Genomic DNA, 18,370 nt, shown 5'->3' on the forward strand with positions numbered 1-18,370 from the left:
GTCACTCCGCGCGGATGTTGCCGCTCCGGATCACCGCGCCCCAGGCGGCGCGGTCGGCGGCGATGGTCTGGCTGAAGCGGGCAGGGTCCTCGAAGCGGGGCACGAGGCCGTTCTGGAGCAGGCGCTGGCGCGTGGCCGGATCCTCGGTGGCGGCACGGATGGCATCAGCCCAGCGCGCCACCACTGGCTCGGGCGTGCCGCGCGGGGCGCAGTAGCCGAACCAGCCCGACACGGCGTAGCCCGGCACGGTGTCGCCGACCTGGCCGACCCCCGAGAACCCGTCCATGCCGATGCCGTCCGCGAAGGCGAGGAGGCGCATCTCCCCGCCGCGCACCTGCTGGGCCACGTCACCCAGATTGGTGATGATCGTGTCCACGCGGCCCGCCAGCACGTCGAGCACGCCCGGCGCCGCGCCGCGGAAGGGAACGTGGACAAGACGCACGCGCGCCATCTGCTCCAGCCGCGCCCCGGACAGGTGGGAGACGGAGCCGATGCCCGCGCTGGCATAGGTCAGCGTGCCGGGCCGTGCGCGGGCGGCGTCCAGGAACCCCGCCACTGTCTGGTGGGGCGAGTTCGCTGTGACCGCCATGACCTGCGTCGAATGCGCAAAATTGGCGATGGGCAGGAGGTCGCGCGCCGGGTCGATCGGCGTCTGTACCCCCGGCAGTTCGGGCGAGATGGTGAGCATTCCAGTGGAGCACTGCACGATGGTGTGCCCGTCAGGGGCGGAGCGCGCGGCCTCGGCGGCGGCGATGAAGCCATTGGCCCCCGTCCGCACCTCCACCACCGGGCGCTGGCCCAGGGTCTGGGTCGCGCTCTCGGCCAGGATGCGGTTGACGATGTCGCTGGTGCCCCCGGCCGCGAAGCCGCCCAGGATGCGCGGTGGCCGCTCCGGGAAGCCCTGCGCGGCGGCGAGGGCGGGCAGGAGGCAGGCGGCAAGCAGGGGAAGCCAGCGTTTCCTCATGGACGCATCCTCAATCTGGATGGAGTGGGGGAGAGCAAGGGAAGCGCCAGATCGGCGAATTCGCAGAGGAGGCGCCGCGTGTCGCGCGGGTCGATGATCTCCTCGACCCAGAAGGTCTCGGCGGTGCGGAAGGGGGAGCGCAGCCTGTTCAGCCGATCCTCGATCTCCGCCAGCTTGGCCTCCTTGTCCTCGGCGGCGGCGATGTCGGCGGCGTAGGCGGCCTCGATCCCGCCTTCCAGCGGCAGAGATCCCCAGCGAGCCGACAGCCAGGCGTAGCGCAGGGAAAGCCGCCCGGCCGGGGCATGGGCCGCGCCGGCCACCCCGAAGGCGTTGCGGATAATGATCGTGCACCAGGGCACGGTGGTCTGCCCCATCGCCGCCATGGCCCGCACGCCGAGGCGGATGGTCGCCGCCTTCTCCGCCTCCAGCCCCACCATGAAGCCCGGGCAGTCGCAAAGATACACGACGGGCAGGTGGAAGGTCTCGGCGAGGTCGAGGAAGCGGATGATCTTGGCGCAGGCATCGGCGGTCCAGGAGCCGCCATAGAAGAAGGGGTCGCTCGCCATCAGCGCCACCGGCACGCCCTTCAGCCGGGCGAGGCCGGTGATGATGGGGCGGCCGAACATCCGCCCCATCTCGAAGAAGGAGCCGCGATCCACCACCGACTCCACGATGGGACGCATCTGGTAGACGCGGCGCCGGTCGCGCGGGATGGCGGAGAAGAGCTTCTCGTCACGTCGTGCCGGGTCGTCCTCGCTGGGCGTAACGGGTGGCAGGGCATGGACCGAGGAGGGGAGGTAGGACAGGAAGCGGCGCGCGGCGGCGAAGGCCTCCTCCTCCGTGTCCACGGCATTGTCCACGGCGCCGGACTTGGTCTGGATCTCCCAGCCGCCCAGCTCCTTCTTGGACAGGTCCTGGCCGAGGCGCGCCACCACGGGCGGCCCGGCCACGAACATCGCGCTTTCCTTGGTCATGACGGAGAAATGCGCGGCGGCAAGGCGGGCCGCGCCAAGCCCGGCGACGGAGCCGAGGCCCAGCCCCACCACCGGCACATGAGACAGGTTTTCTGTCGTCAGGTGGAAGAGCTGCGACATCCCGACCCCGCCGGGCAGGTTGGCGCGCCCTGTCGTCTCGATCGTCTTGACGGAACCGCCGCCACCCGAGCCCTCAATGACACGCAGGATGGGCAGGCGGAATTCCTGTGCCAGACGCTCCGCCATCACCGGCTTCTCACGTATGGTGGCGTCGGCGCTGCCGCCGCGTACGGTGAAGTCGTCGCCCACGATCACCACGGGGCGTCCATCCACGCGCGCGCGGCCCATGACGCAGTTCGAGGGGGTCAGGCGCTTCAGGTCGCCGGCTTCGTCATACTCCGCGCGTCCGGCGATGGCGCCCGTCTCGTGGAAGGAGCTCGGATCGGCCAGCTTCTCGATGCGCTCGCGCACCGTGAGGCGGCCGCCCGCGTGCTGGCGCGCCACCTTGTCCGGCCCGCCCATCTCGTGCGCATGGGCTTCGCGTAGTCGCAACTCGTCCAGTTCGGGTTGCCAGTTCATGGTGTGGCGGGTTCCTTTGTCAGCGAGTCGAGCAGGCGCTTCCGCGCCGCCTCCAGGAAGCACGTGTCCATCCGCCCCTCCCGCATCTCGGGCGAGCGCAGGGCGGCAGCGAGAAAGGCGGCATTCAGCTTCACCCCCTCTGCCACGCAGCCATTCAGCGCCACCGCCAGCTTCTCCAACGCCGCCTCGCGCGTCGGCGCGTGGGCGATGACCTTGGCGAGCATTGAATCGTAGAAGGGCGAAAGCGTGTCCCCCTGGCGAATGCCCGCATCCAGTCGCAGCCCCTCGGCTTCTTCCGGCAGGCGCAGGCGCGCGAGGCGGCCGGGCGAGGGGAGGAAGCTGCGCGCCGGATCCTCGGCGCAGAGCCGTGCCTCCACCGCATGGCCGCGCCAGGCGATGTCCTCCTGCCGAAAGGGCAGCGCCTCTCCGGCGGCGATGCGCAACTGCCATTCGACGATGTCGAGTCCGGTCACCATCTCCGTCACCGGATGCTCCACCTGGAGGCGCGTGTTCATCTCCATGAACCAGACGCGGTCCGGGTGCAGCGGCGCCTCGGCGATGAACTCCACCGTGCCGGCGCCGACATAACCGACGGCGCGAGCCAGGGCACAGGCGCGGCGTCCCAACTCCTCGCGCAGCGCCTCGCTCATCCCGGGAGCGGGACATTCCTCCACCGGCTTCTGGTGGCGGCGCTGCAAGGTGCAGTCCCGCTCGCCCAGATGCAGCACGTGGCCCTGCGCGTCACCGAGGATCTGCACCTCGATGTGGCGCGCGGATGGCACGGCGCGTTCCAGCATCACCCGGTCATCGCCGAAGATCGCGGCCTCGCGCCGCGCGGCGGCCAGGGCGGCGGAAAAGCCCTCCGGGGATGGAACAAGACGCATACCGCGCCCGCCCCCGCCGCCGATGGCCTTGATCATGACGGGAAAGCCGATGCGCGCGGCGGCTGCCTCCAGCGCTTCAGCCGATTGGTCCGCGCCGGGATCGCCGGGAAGGCAGGGCAGGCCCGCTGCTTCGGCCAGGGCTCGCGCCTCGGCCTTGCCGCCCATGGCGCGAATGGCCTCGGGAGAGGGGCCGACGAAGATCAGCCCCTGGCGCGCACAAGCCTCGGCGAACTCGGCGCGCTCCGACAGGAAGCCATAGCCGGGATGGACCATGCGCGCGCCCGAGCGCCGCGCGGCGTCCATCAGCGCCGGGATGGACAGGTAGCTTTCGCGCGGATGCGCCGGTCCGATCGGCTCCGCCCGATCGGCGGTGGTGACGTGGAGCGCGCCCGCATCCGCCTCCGAGAAGACCGCGATGCACTCGACGCCCAGGCGGCGGCAGGTGCGAGCGATGCGCGCCGCCACCTCGCCCCGGTTGGCAATCAGGACAGGACCCAGCATCAGCGCCGCAGCGTGGCGAGGGGCTGACCTTCCTCCACCTGCTGGCCTTCCTCCACCAGCAACTCCAGAACCCTCCCGGCATGAGGGGCGAGAACGGGGATTTCCATCTTCATGGACTCGAGGATCAACACCGGCTCCTCCTCCGCGACTTCTGTGCCGGCGGGAGCGGTGATCTTCCACACGGCGGCACCGATCTCGGCACGGATGGTGGTGACGCCCTCGGCCATGAATGTTTCCTCGTCCATTGTGGCCCGTCGCCGTGTCGCGCGGGCGGTTGGCCAGGAGCGTCGGGCGGCTGCCCGAAGCTGTCAACGCGGGCGCGGGGGAGGCTAGAGCGGCCGGCAGTGCCTCCGCAAGCTCCGACCGACCGGTCGGTCGGGCCTGGACGCGGGTCGGTGCGCTGTCTAGCGTGACGGCAACAAACCAGATGAGGGTGGAGCCATGTCCGCAACGGCAATGATGTCGCGCCGCGTCGCGCTGGGCGCGGCCCTGGCCATGCCTCTGGTCGCGACGGGGCGCGCGCAATCTTTCCCAAGCCGTCCGCTGCGCCTCGTCGTGCCCTTCGTGCCGGGCGGCGGGGCTGACACCACGGCGCGCTTCGTGGCGGAACCGCTGGGGACAGAGCTTGGGCAGAGCGTGGTGGTGGAGAACCGCGGCGGGGCCGGCGGCACCATCGGCACTGTGGCGGTGGCACAAGCACCGGCGGATGGGCACACGCTGCTCTACGGCACGCCAGGGCCGCTGATCACTAACCCTTTCCTGATGCAGAACCTGCCCTATGACGCGGAGCGCGACTTCGCGCCGGTGAGCCTGCTGACGCGCGGCGCCTATCTCCTGGCCGTGCATCGTGACGTCCCGGTGCGCACGGTACGGGAACTGATCGACCTCGCGCGGCGCCGGCCGGGCGAGCTGTCCTATGCCAGCGCGGGCGTGGGCGCAGGCAGCCACCTCGCCGGGGAGCTGCTGTGCCTGGAGACGGGCGTGCGCATGTCGCACGTGCCGTATCGCGGCACGGCGCAGGCGGTGCAGGATGTGGCGGCCGGGCGCGTGACCATGTCCATCGACACCTATGGCGTAATGATCCCGATGATCCAGGCCGGCAATCTCCGCCCCATCGCGGTGACGAGCCGCGAGCGCTATCCGGATCTGCCGGACGTGCCCACCATCGGCGAAACGCTGCCCGGCTTCGAGGTGGGTGTGGTGAACTATGTCTGCGTCCGCAACGGCACGCCACGCCCGGCGATCGAGCGGCTGAACCAGGCGCTGGTGAAGGTGCTGGCCGATCCCGGCCTCCATGCCCGGATGCGCGAGGCCGGCAGCTCGCCGCCACTGTCCAGCACGCCGGAGGAACTCGGCGACATCCTGCGTTCCGAGCGCGAGAAATGGGGCACGGTGATTCGCCGCGCCAATATCCGCGCCGGCTAGCGAGTTCCGAAGCAGGGGGCTTCCGTGCTTCCTTGCTGCATGGCCGACGACACGCCCGGTTCCCCGCAGAGGCATCGCCTGCGCATCCGAATCATGCTCGGCAAGGGCGCGCCCTTCGGGCCGGGCAAGGCCGACCTTCTTGAGGCCGTGCGCGAGACCGGGTCCATCGCCGCGGCCGGGCGGCACCTCGGCATGTCCTACCAGCGTGCGCATGACCTGGTGTCCGCGATGAACGCGCATTTCCGCGAGCCGGTCGTGGCGCCAGCCAAGGGCGGGGCGCGCGGCGGAGGCAGCCAGCTCACCCCCTTCGGCGAGGAGGTGCTGGCTGCCTATCGCCGCATCGAGGCGCTAGCCGAGACGGCCGCGGCCGAGCCGCTGCGCTGGCTGGAGGCGCGCCTCGCCCCCGCGCCCTAGTCGGCGCGGATACCGACGCGGCGGATCAGATCGCCAAGCCGTGCGAACTCGGCGGCGTTGCGGGCCTGATAAGCCTCGGGCGTGCCGGGTATCGGTCGCGCTCCCAGCTCCGCGAGGCGCGACACCATCTCGGGCTTCTCCAGCCCGGAGCGCAGCGCCGCGTTGATGCGGGCGATCACCTCCGGCGGGGTACCGCGCGGCGCCACCAGCCCGAACCATGCCACCACCTCGTAGCCCGGCAGCGTCTCGGCGATGGCTGGGATCTCCGGCGCGGCGGGCCAGCGCGAGGTCGAGGTGACGCCAATCGCGACCAGCGCGCCAGAGCGGATATGCGGCAGGATGGAGGGCAGATTATCCGTGCCGAAGTCGATGCGCCCGGGCAGGAGGTCGGTCATCATCGGCGCACTGCCGCGATAGGGCACGTGCGTCGCCTGGATGTCCGCCATCACGCGGAACAGTTCCGCGGCGAGGTGGGTGGAGCCTCCGATGCTCGTCTCTCCATAGGAAAGCCGGCGCTGCTTCGCCAGCGCGATCAGCCCCGCGGCGTCGCGCACGCCGAGGCTGGGATGCGCGGCGATGAGGTTCGGCACCTCAGCGATCTGGCTGATCGGGAGGAAGTCGGTGAGCGGGTCGTAGCCGGCATTGCTGTAGAGATGCGGATTGATCGCGTTGGTTCCCGGCGAGCCGAGCAGCAGCGTGTAGCCATCCGCGGGTGAGCGCAGCACGGCCTGCGCCGCGATGTTGGAGCCGGCACCGGGCCGGTTCTCCACGATGAAGGATTGGCCCAGCGCCTCCTGCAGGACCTGAGCGGCGAGACGGCCGAGGATGTCGGTGGTACCGCCCGCGGGGAATCCCACGACGATGCGAACAGGGCGCTGCGGCCAAGTGCCCTGCGCCAGGGCAGGTGCGGCAAGCATCGCGCTCGCCCCCGCCAGGATGCCGCGCCGCGTCGCGTTCCGGTGACCCATGATTTCCTCCCAGTTCCCTGTTGGTCGTGAGTATCGGGACGCGGCGCGGGGGACGTCAAACAGGGAGCATCCGTTGCCGCTGCCGATGCCCTCCGGCAAGGTCGCTCGGAAAGGACGAAGGGCGGGAAGAATGGCGTCGGCGTTCACGATTGCGGCGGTCGAGGTGCGGGCGGTGGACGCGCCGCTCGACCCGCCCTTGCGCAACAGCCTCAACACGATCACTCGCGCCCCGCTGGTGATCGTGAATCTCCGCACGCGCGAGGGCGCCAGCGGCACCGCCTATGTCTGGCCCTATGCGGTGGAGGCGCTTGGGCCCACTGCCGCTCTGACGCGCGATATCGGCGTGAGCCTCGTCGGCCGCGACCTGGCCCCCACGAGCCTCTGGATGGAACTGCACAACCGCTACCGCCTGCTCGGCGCGGAAGGGCTGGTCGGCATCGCGCTTGCCGCACTGGACATGGCGATGTGGGACGCGCTGGCGCGCGCGGCGGAGTTGCCGCTCTGCCGCCTGCTGGGTGCGGAGCCACGCCCGCTTCCCGCCTATGCCTCGCTGCGCGGCTGGGGGCCGCGGATGCTGGAGCGCGAGGCCGGGGAGGCCGTGGCGCGGATGGGGGTGGGGGCGGTGAAGTTCAAGCTGGGCCAACCAAAGCTGGAGGACGACCTGGACACAGTGCGCGCCGTGCGTGCAGCGGTCGGCGATGGGGTCGAGATCCTCGTGGACTACAACCAGGGGCTTTTGCGCCCTGAGGCAGAGCGGCGCGGCCGTGCGCTGCAAGCGCTGGATGTCCGTTGGCTGGAGGAACCGCTGCACGTCCATGACGATGAGGGGCTCGCCGCGCTGGCGCGCAGCCTGTCCCTGCCGGTGCAGGGCGGCGAGAACTGGTGGGGTCCCGCCGGCATGGCGCGTTCGGTCGCCGCCCGCGCCACGGATCTGTGCATGCCCGACGTGATGAAGATCGGCGGCGTGACGGGCTGGATGAAAGCCGCTGCCATCGCCGAGGCGGCGCGGATCCCCATGTCGTCGCACATCTTCGTGGAAGCGAGCGCGCAGCTCCTGCCCGCGACGCCCACCGCGCATTACCTGGAGCATTTGGACATCGCCGGCCCGCTGCTGCGCGAAGCCCTGCGCGTCGAGGGCGGCATGGCGATCGTGCCGGAACGGCCCGGCCTGGGCCTCGAATGGGACGAGGGGACGTTGCGCCGCTACGCTGCGTCGGTGTGAACCATCACCCCAGGCGCGGATCGAGCCAGGGCTGCGCCATCACCACCCAGGGCGCGGCGCGCGCCTCGTCCTCAAGCAGCCTGACGCCGAGGCCGGGCGAGGCGGACAGGGCCGCGATGCCGCCGGGGAAGTGCAGATCCTCGCCCTCGACGAGGCTGAAGAAGCGCTCTGTCTCGCCGAATTGCACTTCCAGCCAGAGGAAGTTCGGCAGCGTAGCGCAGAGATGCACCGAATGGGCGTGGCAGACCGGGCCGGTGGGGTTGTGCGGCGCCACCTCCACCCCCGCGCTCTGCGCCAGTGCGGCGATACGGCGGATCTCCTCATGCCCGCCCGCATGCTTCACATCGGGCATCAGCACGTCGTAGCAGCCGGTTTCCACCAATGGCCGATAGGCAGCCAGGCCTGCGAGTGTCTCCGCCCCCGCAAGGCGCATGCCGCGCTCATTGGCCATGGAGCGCAGGCGGCGGATCTCGGCGTGGTTCGCCTCGGCCACCGGGCACTCCAGCCAGAACAGCTTCAGCGGTGTGAGGTCGCGGATCAGCGCCGCGGCGCCACCCGGCGAGAAGCGCCAATGCGCATCCACCATCACCTCCACGCCCGGCCCGACCGCATCGCGCACCGCCGCGATGCGCGCGATCCCCTCCGCATAGGCGGCGCGTTGCGCAGGGTCGGACGCGTCCTCCCACACCAGCGGCTCGAAGGGCGCGAGCTTGACGGCCCGGAACCCCTCCGCGACGGCGCGGCGCGTTGCCGCGGCGAAGCCTTCCGGCGTGCGCGGGTTCGCACCACGATTGATGTTCGCATAGAGCGTGACGGAATGGCGCAGCGCCCCGCCCAGCATCCGGTATAGCGGCTGCCCGGCCTCCTGCCCCGCGAGGTCCCATAGCGCCTGCTCCAGCGCGGACAGGACGGTGTGCGCGACGAGGCCACCCGGCGCATGCGGCAACAGCCGGGCGAGGCGGTTGCGGTCCCGTGCATCAGCGCCGAGCAGGGAAGGGGAAATGCGCGCCGCCTCGGCCTCCAGCAAGGCTTCCTGGCCGGAAAGCGTGCATTCGCCGGTGCCAGTGCGCCCATCCTCCGTCCGCACCAGGAGGAAGCACCAATTGGTCTTGGGCGTGACGTTGACGCCCAGGAACTCGACCGAGGCGATCCGCATGAAATCCTCTCGCAGGCCGTGGGTCAGAACCGGTTGCGCAGCCGCAGCATGACCTGCGTCTCGTCGAATTGCGGCGCCTTGTCGAAACGGATGGCACCCAGCAGCGACAGGTTGGGCGTCAGGTTTATGTCCAGCTCGCCGCGCACCCCCGCCACCACGCCGGATCGCGTGCGGTCCGGCAGGCGCGCCTGCACGGTCGGGTCCAGCCGCGCCCGCGCCTCCACCGCCGATTGCAACGAGGCGCTGGTGGGGAAAAGGGGTGAGGAATCCTCGCGATAGGTGGCGTAGCCGAGGCTGCCGCCGACGCGCCACGCAACGTTGCCCGAGCGCCCGCGGTAATCCACGGGGATGTTCATCGCGAAGTATTGCTGCGGCGAGAAATAGCCGCCCTGGCCGAAGGTGAACTCGCGCAGGTTGCGGTCGAAGCCGAAATACACGAGGTCCACGCCGGCGGTCAGCTCCGCGCCGTCCCTCCGGATGATGGGCATGGAGAAGCCGGCCCCCGCCTCGATCCGCGAATTGTTCTGCACGTTGGTGCCCGCGTATTGCGCGTATCCGCCGCCGACATAGACGGCGCCGGCCCCCAGCGGCATCTCGATCTGCGCCCGGCCGCCAGAGCGCACCACGTTGCCCCAGAAGGCGCCGGTGCGCCCGTCGCGCAGCCCGGCATAGGAGAGCAGGCTGTCGGTGACCGAGCGACGCTCACCCAGCACGCGCAGGCGCAGCGTGTCGGTGATGCGCGGTGCGACCTCCAGCGCGCCGAGCACCGTGGTCTGCCGGAAGCCGAGCGGGCTGGTTCCCACCTCCGCCCGGATCCAGTCACCCCGCTGATAGCCGAGCGAAAGCGTGACGCCCGAGGCCGAGGAGGCAGGCCGCGCCACCGGGCCGCCCACCGCGTTGATGCCGAAGCGGTTCAGCGTCGCAGCGTCGCCGCCAAGATTGCCCGATTGCAGCGTCACGCTCTGCGCCCTTGCGGTCAGGCGGCCACCGATCCCCGGCGCGGCCACGCTGCCCTCCACCCCCGCACCGAACTCCTGCAGGCGGTCCAGCCCCGCCGAGCCGGAGCGGATGCGACCATTGGCCAGCAGCGCGGCGGTCGGCGCCGTCTCGCCGCGCACCAGCGCCAGTTCCTGCGCGATCTCCCGCGCGACCGCGTCGCTGGGCGCGGCTTGCGGCGCTGCGCTTGCAAGCGTGCCTTGCGTGCCGCGGGCGAAGGGATTCTCCAACGTGCCGGAGAGCACGGGCAAGGCGTTGGTCGCCTGCGGCAGGGCAGGCCTCCCAAGCTCTGCCTGCCGCTGAAGTTGGGCCTGTTCCAGCAATTGCTGGGCGCGGAGGTCATCGCCGAAGCCCCGCGCGACCCGCGCCTCTAGCAGCAGGGTGCGGCTGTCGCGCGGCGCCAGGGCCTGCGCCTCGCGCAGCAGCGCCTCGGCCCGCTGCCGGTCACCGAGCGAGATCGCCGCCTGGATGGCGCCTGATCGCGCCTCGGCATTGCGCGGGTCGCGGCGCAGCACCGCCTCGGCGACGCGCAGCGCCTCCGAAGGCTGGCGCGCGCCCTGGTAGAGCCGCGCCAGGGCAAGGTTGGCGGCGGCGTTCTGTGGGTCGCCGGACAGCACGGGACGCAGCCGCTCGAACCCGCCCGCCTGGTCCCCGCTGGCATTCAGCCGGTCGGAGGCGCGGATGGCGAGGCCGGAGCGAAGCCCGGCGAGGGACGCGCGCTGCTCCGGCGTCAACGCCGCATTGTCCGTCGCATCCACGAGCGCCGTCGCCTCGGCATCCAGCCCGGCTGACAGGAGCGCGCCCGCCAAGGCGATGCGATGCGCCGGCCCGGCGGTTCGGTTCGCTGCCTGGGCGACGCGCGCCGCCTCCGCCGCACCGAAATTGTCGTTGTTCGCCGCGAAGGCGCGAATCACGGCCGCGCCGGTCGAGCCGCTGGGGTCGGGCCGTGCCGCGAGAGTCAGTAGCGCGGTGCGTGCATCCGGCCCGCCCGCACGCAGCCCGGCAGCGGCCGTCGCCACCTCCCGCTGGGCCCGCAGCCGTGCGGCGAGGCGCTGCATGTCGACGCTGCGCGAACCGGCCGGGATGCGGGCCAGGAAGGCCTCCGAATCACCCGGGCGGCCATCCTCCTCAGCGAAGAGCGCGGCGGCATAAAGGCCGTCCGCCGTGCCGGCGCGCACGCCTTCCTCGGCCACGGCGCGCGCTTCGCCCAGGCGGCCGGCGCGGCGCAGTGCGCGCGCGAGGTCGAGGCGCAGCCACGGGTCGTTCGGTGTGTTCTCCAGCGCCCCGCGAAGCAGCGCGACGGCGACGCCGGGATCCTGGGTCCGTGCGGCTTCGGCGCGCAGCCCGGTGAGGGCAGGTGCGGCCGAATTCCCGGCAGGCGCGGCGGCGGTGCGCGGGATCTCCGCAATCCGGCCCTGCGCGCGCAGGGCGGCGTTCAGCCCCTGCTGCGCGGGCGCGAAGCCGGGACGGCGGGAGAGCGCCGCGCGGAAGCGCTGCTCCGCCCCGGCGACGTCGTTGCGGCGCAGGGCGATATCGCCCAGCAGCACGTCGGCATCAGTAGTGTCCTCCGCGTCGCGTCCGCGGGCGCGGCGTGCTGCGTCCTCGGCGGCATCCAGCGCGCCGCGCCGCAGTGCCGCGCGGCCTTCCGCCAGCTCTTCCGAGTAGAGCGCGCCGTCCAGGGCGCGCTGCCATTGCGCCCGTCCGGCCGGGTTCGCGGCGATGGCGCGCTCCAGCAACTGGCGCGCCTCGGCGGTGCGGCCTTCGCGCAGTCGGACAAGGCCAAGCCCACCCAGCGCATCGGCATCCTGGGGGTTCTGCGCCAGGGCCTGGTCGAAGCGCTGCGCCGCCTGGCGTGCCGCGCCCGCCTCAAGCTGCTGGAATCCCTCCTGGCGCAGCGCGGCCGTGCCCTCGCGCGCCGCCGCCTGCTGTGCGGCCGCCGCGCGCTGGCGCATCTCCGCATCATCAGGGAAGCGCCGCAGATAGGCGTCGAGCGAGGGCTGGAAGGCAGGGTCCCCGCCCGCCCAGATCAGCGCCTGCCGCCAGGCCTCCCGCGCTTCCATCCCCACATCGGGGCGGTCCACGAGACCCGCAAGGCGGCGCACGCCCTCCGCGCGGCCGCCCGGCTGGAAGGTGAGGGTCTGCGCCGCCGCCAGCTGTGCCCGCCCGTCTGCGTTCGGTACGGCGGCAAGGCGTTCGAGGCCGCGCTGCCCCTCCTGCGCGGTGGAGCGGTTCCCGGCGAGGGTCTGGTAGTATTCCAGCGCGAAGGCAGGAGGCGGCTCCATGCCGAACAGGCTCCGATAGCGCGCGGCGGCATCGGCGCCCCTGCCCTCACGCGCAAGGCGCCTCGCATCCTCCAGAGCAGCACGGTCGATCGTGCCGGCGCGCAGCGCGCCTTCCGCCTCCGCCACCTGCTCCGCGGTGCCACCCACTTCCCGCAGCCGCGCGAGATAGCGGTTCGCGACGTCGCGCCGGTTGCGCGCCGCTTCGGCCCGGGCCCCCAGAGCCAGCGCCTCGCGCGAGCGGGGTTCGGCGACCAGCGCGCGCTCCACCGACAGGGCGGCAAGGTCGGGCCGGTCCTGGCGCAGCCAGTTCTCCGCCTGCCGCAGCAGGACGCCCAGTGCCGCCGAGGGCGCCTCTTGCGCCAGGGCAGGAGGGGCGGCGGCGACCAGAGCGAGAAGCGCGAGGCGACGCATCAGCGCGGTTCCTTCGGGGTGCGGGCGCGCAGGCGGGACGCCGCCTTGCGCCGCATGATCCAGTACCAGGGCAGCCCCAGCAGGAAGGCCGCCGCCACGAGCGCGATGGCAAGGCGTTCGAAGCGTCCCTGCATCCAGGCCTGCGGCACCAGCCACCAGGGCAGGTCGCCGACGCCATAGGTCGCGCCGGTGCGGAAGGCGGCGATGCCGGTGCCGGAGAGAACCGTGAGATCGCCCTGGATCTGCGCGACCCGCGCGGGGTCGAGCAGGGCGGACACCACCTCGCCCATCGCGGCGGGGGTCGCGCCGGTCACCGCCACGACGGAGCGGGAGGCGCTGAGCGGGCTGCGCGCGCCGATCAGCGCGCCCATGCCCTCGCCAACGGAGGCGAGATGGGCCGTGGCGCGGTCGCGCTCGGCCCGGCTCGGTGCATCGAAAAGCAGGGCCCGCACGTCCTGCAGCATCGGCGGCAGGGCGACGGAAAGGCGGTCGCCCTGCATCTGCATCGGCGTGTCGACCAGCAGCGTCGCCAGGGCCGGCTGGCGGCCCAGCGTGCCGAAGACCAGCAGGTCGCGCCCGGCGGCAGCCTGCACCCCGCCCGGCCCGGCGACCTGGAGCCCTGTGGCCGCCATCCCGACATGCGCGGCCAGCCCGCCGACGAGGTCGAGGAAGGCGCCGATCTCCACGGCGTTGGGTCGGTCGGGCAGGATGGCCGTTGTCTCGCTGAGATCCGCCATGCGGGTGAAGGGGAAGCCCGCGGAAGCGAAGAAGCCGAGATTGGGCAGGCGCGCATAGCGATAGGCGGCAGAGAGATCCACGCGACTGGTCGGATCCAGTGCGGCGCGGATGTCGCCCGGCACCGCCACGCAGTCGCCGCGGTTCATCGGGCGCATGTCGAAGCGCAGTTCGAGATCCTCGCGGCCCAGCAGCGAATAGGTCGGGATGTCGACGCGTCCGCGCCGCACATCGGCATTGGCGCCGACTTGCCGCATCAACCAGGCCCACCAGGCCGACCGTTCCGGTTCTCCGAGCGGGAAAGAGCGGAGGTAGTTGCTCGAGACCAGCACGTCGAAGCGCGAAGAGCCGGTGTCGATCACAGGCCCCGGCGGGGCACGCCAAGCGAGGTCCACGGGGATGCCACGATTCCGCCAAGTGTAGAGGTCAGGGGCGGTGCGCAGCGGCACCCGGATGGGGCCAGGCTGGTAGCCGGCCGCCTGCAGGTGCTCGGCGGGCAGCAGCTCGCCCACCGAAACGGCGCGGTCGGGCGGTAGCCAGAGTGGCGCGTCATAGGGGCGGCGGGGTGCCGGCCGCACGTCACCCAGCGTCGCCAGAGGGCCGGACAGTCCGGGGCGCGCGACGGCGAGGCCTATCGCGGCTTGCGCCGCCTCCGCCTCCGATCGCCCCGCCACCACGAGCAGCGAGCCGAACGGGTCGTTCGGGTTCACCACCACAGCGAGGGTCGGGCCTTCGAGCCGCGGCAGGCTCAGCTCGGGCCAAGCCTCCGCTCCAACGGCGAAGAGGATCGCGTTGCCGCGCATGGGGATTGCGCGTTCCACCGGGAAGCGGGCGCCGCGATATCCGGCCTGCACCGCGAACCAGGAGGTCGCGATGGCCGCGGCACGCAGCGCCTGCGGCCCGGCACTCTCGGCCAGCACCACCGGCAGGCGCAGCGCGGAGCGGAGGTCGCGCGGGTCGAAGAGCGGCTCGGGCAAGCGGGCGAGGTCGCGCTGCGGCGGCAGGCGCTCCACGCGCAGTGTCACCGTCGAGCGCTCGGACACCGTGGCCCAGAGCAGGCCGGAAAGCGGGTCGTTGCACTCCACGGCGTAGCGGCCGGAGAAGCGAAAGTTTAGCCGGTTCAGCTCGGTGAAAGCGACGGGGTCGAGTGGGAATTCGAGCGGCCCAAAGGCGGGGCGGGTCGGGTCAGGGGTGATCTGTCCGACCGGCTGCTCATTCAACGTGATCGCCAGCTGCGACAGCGAAGGCAGGAGCGAAGGCGACGCGGCACCGGACAGGCTGAGCCGGCCCTCCGTCACCACCTCATCCGCGCGGATGCCAAACAGGACGCCTTGCAGGTCGGCCGTGCCGCGCAGCTGCATCGGGCCTTGCTGCCCCAACTCGCGCAGCGTCAGCCGGATCTCCCGCCCGGAGGCCGCGGGCAGCGCCAGCGGTGCGGGCGAGGGCGCAGGTAGGGGCGCAAGCGCGGGCGGAAGCTCGGCCGGCATGGGCGCCGGGGGGAGGCGGACTTGCGAAAGGGCCGGGGCGATTCCTGCCAACACCAGCGCAAGCGTGGCAATGGTAGTAGCCCCGGCGCGGCGCGGCCGCACGACGTCTGACACGCGCGCGGTCTTGGCTGGGGTGGGCCCGCTCTGCGCGTTCTTCGGCGCCTTGCTGATGGCGAAGCGGTAGCGGCGGAATACCGCATCCGCTGTAGCACGGACCACCGTGCCCAGGGCGTGCAGCGGACGGTCCGCTGGCCACTTGTCCCAATTCAACCACGCATCCGGGCGACCGAAGAAAACGCGGACGATCGCCGCTTCGTCCGCGAGGCTGGAAGGGGTGAAATGCAGTGTGGCGACGCCTTCCTGCCAAGCGACGATGCGAGCGGGCACGGTCACCCATTCGCCACCAGCGTGGAAGGAAACCCTGGTGATGTCACATTCCTCGCCACCTGGGGGGCGATCGATCTTCAGGCGCGCACCGGACAACGAAATGTCGGAACTCTGTCCCACAGCCTCGGTGCCGTCCGGCATCCGGAGCACAGAAGGAATCTGAACCGGCGCCCGCGCGCGCTGGCGAGACTGCTCGCGCTCCCGCCCCACAGCGATCGAGGCAGAAAGCGGGACAAGGCACATGCCAGCCCAGATGGTATTGAGCAAATAGGCATGAAACTCCAGCGTGCCGACGGTTGAAGTCATGGACCCCGCCACCCCCACGCAGAAACCCGTAAAGACCAAGAAAAACAACGTCAGCGACGGCCAAATGACCCGGAAATCCAAGTACTCCTCGTCCAGCACGCCGCCCTTGTTGGTCACGTTGAATTTGCCGCGATTGGGATCAAGCAAAGTGATAATGGTCACAGGAAGAAGCTGGATCGCGATGGATGTTTCATAGATTTCTGACCAGAAGGAGTGACGATTGCCCCCGCTGAGCCGTGCCGAGGTCGCAACGGCGTGGAACAGATGCCCCCCCGCATAGGCTAGGATCGCCAGCGGCGAAGCGGCGATGACCGACTGCCCAAAGAACAGGAAGGCGAGCGGCGAGGTGAGGAAGACGAGCCGCGGCAGTGCGAACAAATAAGAGAAGGAGGCGGTGAAGTAGCAGAGCCGCTGTGTCAGGGTCAGTGTGCGAGCGAAAAGTGTGTTCTCCCGCCGCAAGACCTGGATCATGCCGCGCGCCCAGCGCATGCGCTGGCCAATGTGGATCGCCAGTCTCTCCGTCGCGAGGCCGGAGGCGAGCGGCACCCGCAGATAGGCGGTGTGCCACCCCTTGGACTGCATTCGGAAGGAGCAGTGGCAATCCTCCGTCACCGTCTCTTGCGGGACGCCACCTACCTCCTCTAGCGCCTCGCGCCGGATCACGGCGCAGGAGCCGCAGAAGAAGGCGGCATTCCAGGTGTCGTTTCCGTCCTGGATCAATCCGTAGAAGAGAAGTCCCTCGTTTGGCACAGGGCGCCCGCGTGCGAGGTTGCGCTCGAACGGATCGGGCGAGTGGAAGTAGTGCGGCGTCTGCACCATGGCGATGCGGGAATCGCGCTCGAGCCAGCCCAGCGTCATCTGCAGGAAGGCGCGGGTGGGGGCGTGGTCGCAGTCGAAGATGACGATGTACTTGCCGTCCGTGTGGCGCATCGCGTGGTTAAGGTTGCCCGCCTTCGCGCCCTTGTTGTCCGGCCTGATGATGTAGCCGCAGCCTGCCTCCTCCGCGAAGACCCGGAACTCGGGGCGGCGCCCGTCATCCAAGATCCAGACATTCAGCTTGTCCTGTGGGTAGTCCATCTGCATGCAGGCCAGCACAGTCGGCCGCACGATCTCCAGATCCTCGTTGTAGGTGGGGACATAGACATCCACCGTCGGCCACTCATCAGGGTTGGGCGACAGCGGCACGGGCTTGCGGCCGAGCGGCCATGCGCCCTGGAAATACGAAAGGAACAGGAGGATCGCGGCATAAAGCTCGGCGCAGACCAGCCCGGTGCCGAGCAGGGTCTGCCAGAACCCTTCGAATTCCAGCGTGTCGGTCGCGCGCCAGAACAGATAGCGAAGCGTTATCATGCCCGAGAGAGCGACCAGCACCAGCGAAGCGGCCCGGGACTTGAAGCGATTCACCACCAGGAACACGGCGATGCCGAGCAGGGTCAGCAGCCCCTGCTGCGCCGCGTCCAGCGGCAAGGTGATGACGGAAAAGGCGAGCAGCAGCCCTGCTGCGACCGAGGCCCCCCGCAGGATCCGGCCGTGCGCCGCACGGATCCTCATTCCGCGAGGCCCCAGTCAGACAGGGCGGCGTAGTCCCGGCGCGCGCCGCCCGGCGCGGCTGGCGTGAGGCCGAGGCGCTGGACGATGGCGTCCGTCAACATCTGCAGATCTTCCGCTGCCCCACCTTCCGACCCATCCAGCAGCAGCCGCTTCTGGGCCAGCGCCTCGCCCAAGTTCACGTCCTGCGCCACGGCCCCAATCAGGCGGTCGCCAACGGTACGGGCGGCTGCGCTCAGCACCGCCTTGGACAAGGGTTGGTCGAGCGCCACTTGGTTAAGCACCATGGCCAGCTTCGCCGACAGGCGATTGGACAGCGTGCCGTGCCCCAGCACCCGGCCAGAGGCGACCTGCGGCAGCATCGCGGCACTGCCCGCATCCGCTAGCAACACCACCAACAGCAGGTCGGCCAGCGGCACCAGGGCCGAGAGCCCGCCAGAAGAACCCGGGGGGCAATCCACGATCACCACCGTCCCAGGCAGTTCGAGCATCTCCCGCACGGGGCCGGCGATGCGTTCCGGCGCATCTAGGAGATCCGCTTGCAGGCGCATCGAACGGCGCGGGTCGAGCGCGCCGTGCGGCAGCACGCGCAGTCGCGGCGCGGCGCCACGCACCGTCTCCCTCCAGGGCCGGGGCGGGTCCGAGAATAAGCCGCCCTCTTCACGGAACGGGATGCCCAGGTGCAGGCGCAGCGAGTTCTGCGGGTCTAGGTCCAGTGCGATGGTCTCGTACCCGCGCGCCGCAAGGATCGCGGCCAGATGAGCGGCCAGCGTAGTCTTTCCTACGCCCCCCTTGGGGGAGGAGAAGCAGATCAGAGGCATCCGGAATCCTGCTTCGGGCGAAGCTTGTGCAGGGCGGCGAAGGCGCTGGGCCCCCGGACTGCGCGACGGATGGGCGGGGGCGCCACTTCGGGCGGCGCTCCTGTCAATTCGGCTAGAAGAGGGAACCCGCTTGCGAAGAGGGGGCGCGGTGGCGCCGGCACCGCCGTATCAGGGGCGGGGGCGGCGATACGTGGCGCCGCCACCACGGGCGCTGGGGGAGGTACGGTGATTTCGGGCGAGGGCGGAGTCGCCGGCGGCGCCACAGCCGCTTCCTGCCTCGGGCTGGGCGGGGAAGGGCCCGCGAAATGTG

The 18,370-nt window shown here is 71.0% G+C and carries 12 protein-coding genes; 3 read left to right on the forward strand and 9 right to left on the reverse strand.

Going from position 1 to position 18,370, the window contains the following annotated elements:
* Position 1: 1 nt before the first annotated feature.
* Genes JTJ31_RS10895 through JTJ31_RS10910 form a run of 4 tightly spaced genes read right to left on the reverse strand, consistent with a single transcriptional unit; the run spans position 2 to position 4,129 of the window.
* Positions 2-964 (reverse strand): Bug family tripartite tricarboxylate transporter substrate binding protein, encoded by a 963-nt coding sequence (locus JTJ31_RS10895; RefSeq protein WP_207538686.1) that lies wholly within the window; start codon positions 962-964, stop codon positions 2-4.
* Entirely contained in the window at positions 961-2,517 is a 1,557-nt protein-coding gene (locus JTJ31_RS10900; protein ID WP_207538687.1) for an acyl-CoA carboxylase subunit beta, read from the reverse strand. The genes JTJ31_RS10895 and JTJ31_RS10900 overlap by 4 nt, the downstream gene beginning before the upstream one ends.
* On the reverse strand, positions 2,514-3,902 hold the full coding sequence (locus JTJ31_RS10905; RefSeq protein WP_207538688.1) for an acetyl-CoA carboxylase biotin carboxylase subunit: 1,389 nt from the start codon (positions 3,900-3,902) through the stop codon (positions 2,514-2,516). Before JTJ31_RS10905 ends, JTJ31_RS10900 begins: the two co-directional genes overlap by 4 nt.
* A complete protein-coding gene (locus JTJ31_RS10910; RefSeq protein ID WP_207538689.1) occupies positions 3,902-4,129 on the reverse strand; it encodes an acyl-CoA carboxylase biotin carboxyl carrier protein subunit in 228 nt (75 codons plus the stop codon). Before JTJ31_RS10910 ends, JTJ31_RS10905 begins: the two co-directional genes overlap by 1 nt.
* Positions 4,130-4,343: 214 nt before the next feature.
* Between JTJ31_RS10910 and JTJ31_RS10915 the strand changes: the two genes are divergently transcribed.
* The gene (locus JTJ31_RS10915; protein ID WP_207538690.1) at positions 4,344-5,327 is read left to right on the forward strand and encodes a Bug family tripartite tricarboxylate transporter substrate binding protein; all 984 of its coding nucleotides are present in this window, start codon (positions 4,344-4,346) and stop codon (positions 5,325-5,327) included.
* Between the two features lie 39 nt (positions 5,328-5,366).
* Positions 5,367-5,741 carry a winged helix-turn-helix domain-containing protein gene (locus JTJ31_RS10920; protein ID WP_207538691.1) on the forward strand — a complete coding sequence of 125 codons (375 nt, stop codon included), beginning with the start codon at positions 5,367-5,369 and terminating at the stop codon, positions 5,739-5,741.
* On the opposite strand, the gene JTJ31_RS10925 is transcribed toward JTJ31_RS10920, so the two are convergent.
* Positions 5,738-6,709 carry a Bug family tripartite tricarboxylate transporter substrate binding protein gene (locus JTJ31_RS10925; protein WP_207538692.1) on the reverse strand — a complete coding sequence of 324 codons (972 nt, stop codon included), beginning with the start codon at positions 6,707-6,709 and terminating at the stop codon, positions 5,738-5,740. The two genes, JTJ31_RS10920 and JTJ31_RS10925, sit on opposite strands and share 4 nt — an antisense overlap.
* 130 nt (positions 6,710-6,839) lie before the next feature.
* Here JTJ31_RS10925 and JTJ31_RS10930 point away from each other — a divergent pair, with 130 nt between their 5' ends.
* A complete protein-coding gene (locus JTJ31_RS10930) occupies positions 6,840-7,931 on the forward strand; it encodes an enolase C-terminal domain-like protein (RefSeq protein WP_207538693.1) in 1,092 nt (363 codons plus the stop codon).
* Positions 7,932-7,935: 4 nt separating this feature from the next.
* Here JTJ31_RS10930 and JTJ31_RS10935 read toward each other — a convergent pair whose 3' ends face one another.
* The 4 genes from JTJ31_RS10935 to JTJ31_RS10950 are packed head-to-tail and all read right to left on the reverse strand — an operon-like array spanning position 7,936 to position 18,060.
* Complete coding sequence (locus tag JTJ31_RS10935) at positions 7,936-9,087, reverse strand: mandelate racemase/muconate lactonizing enzyme family protein (RefSeq protein ID WP_207538694.1); 1,152 nt, start codon at positions 9,085-9,087, stop codon at positions 7,936-7,938.
* A 23-nt stretch (positions 9,088-9,110) separates the two neighbouring features.
* Entirely contained in the window at positions 9,111-12,776 is a 3,666-nt protein-coding gene (locus tag JTJ31_RS10940; RefSeq protein WP_207538695.1) for a cellulose synthase subunit BcsC-related outer membrane protein, read from the reverse strand.
* On the reverse strand, positions 12,776-17,242 hold the full coding sequence (gene bcsA / locus JTJ31_RS10945; RefSeq protein WP_207538696.1) for a UDP-forming cellulose synthase catalytic subunit: 4,467 nt from the start codon (positions 17,240-17,242) through the stop codon (positions 12,776-12,778). Before bcsA ends, JTJ31_RS10940 begins: the two co-directional genes overlap by 1 nt.
* Positions 17,239-18,060, reverse strand: coding sequence for a cellulose synthase operon protein YhjQ/BcsQ (locus JTJ31_RS10950; RefSeq protein ID WP_207538697.1), 822 nt, complete (start codon positions 18,058-18,060; stop codon positions 17,239-17,241). The genes bcsA and JTJ31_RS10950 overlap by 4 nt, the downstream gene beginning before the upstream one ends.
* Positions 18,061-18,370: the final 310 nt, after the last annotated feature.

It is taken from the genome of Sabulicella rubraurantiaca (assembly GCF_017355885.1).
GTDB classification, from domain to species: domain Bacteria; phylum Pseudomonadota; class Alphaproteobacteria; order Acetobacterales; family Acetobacteraceae; genus Roseococcus; species Roseococcus rubraurantiacus.